General features: G+C 77.0%; 1 protein-coding gene. It reads right to left on the bottom strand.

Annotated elements, in window-relative coordinates:
- Positions 1–191: 191 nt before the first annotated feature.
- On the bottom strand, positions 192–1,151 hold a 960-nt coding region (locus tag F2B26_RS16360; protein WP_159811136.1), incomplete at its 5' end, for an ROK family protein.

The following is a 1,151-nucleotide window of genomic DNA, read 5'->3' as shown; positions in this document are numbered from 1 at the left end:
CGGCGCGGCCGGCGGCGGCCCGTTCGGCGACCGTGGCCGGGGCGGCGACCGTGGCCGTGGCCCGCGCCGGGGTGTCGGTCGCGGGGTGCGGTGTGCTGCGGGTGTCCATCGGTCCTCCCCGGGGGTGGGTGCATCCTGCCCCGGAGCCTGTCCGCACCGCCACAGCAGAATCTTTCGACCGGTGAAGGAACCTACGTCCGCAGCTCCACCCAGGGCTCCGGGTGGGCGATCACCTGGGCCAGCACGGCGAGCGCGCCACCGGTCATGGCGGGCAGGTCGCCGGCCAGTGCGCGGCTCACCCGGACCGGTGCCCAGGGGGCGAACAGCACGGCCGCGTCGAGCGTGGCGCTCACGGGCGCGTGCAGGTGGTCGAACAGCGCGCCGAAGCTGCCGCCCAGCACCACCTCGTCGACGTCGACGACGTTGACCGCCGAGGCGAGCGCGAACCCGAGCACGCGGGCCGCGTCCCGCACGGTCGCGGTGGCCCGGGGCTCGGCCGCGTCGAGCGCCGCGACCAGGTCGCCGACCGGCCGGCCGGGGGCCAGCCCGGCGCCGCGCAGCAGTGCGTCCTGCCCGACGAGCTGTTCGAGCGTGCCGCCGTCGGTGCCCAGGTCGGCCCGCACCACCATCTGTCCGATCTCACCGCTCCAGCCGTGGCGGCCGGGCGAGATCGTCCCGTCGACGACGACCCCGGCGCCGATGCCGACCTCGCCGGACACGTAGAGGAAGCTCGGCGGGACGGCACCGCGTCGGGCGTGCGCCTCGGCCCGGGCCGCGAGGTTGGCCTCGTTGCCCAGCCGGGGCGGCAGCGTGCCGAGCACGGGGTGATCGGCCAGGTGACCGACCACGTCGAGGTCCCGCCAGCCGAGGTTGGGGGCCAGCCGCAGGGGGCCGGTCACGCGGTCCACGAGACCGGGCAGCGCGAGTGCGGTGCCGGCCACGGTGACGTCCTCGGCGTCCAGCGCGGTGACCACCTGCCCGGCCAGGTCGGCGAGCTGGTCGAGCACCGGACCGGGTGCCCGGCCGCGCAGGTCGCCGTAGACCACGCGTTCGCGCAGCACCCGACCGGCCAGGTCGACGGCGCGCACGCCCAGGTAGTCGACGTTCACCTCGAGGCCGATCCCTGCGACCGTGCCGCGGGCCGGGGCCAG

Origin of the sequence: Cellulomonas citrea (assembly GCF_009829685.1) — a bacterium.
In the GTDB taxonomy this organism is placed as follows: domain Bacteria; phylum Actinomycetota; class Actinomycetes; order Actinomycetales; family Cellulomonadaceae; genus Cellulomonas; species Cellulomonas citrea.
Note: the sequence above shows the minus strand (reverse complement) of the source record. Positions and strands in the feature narration are given on the sequence as shown.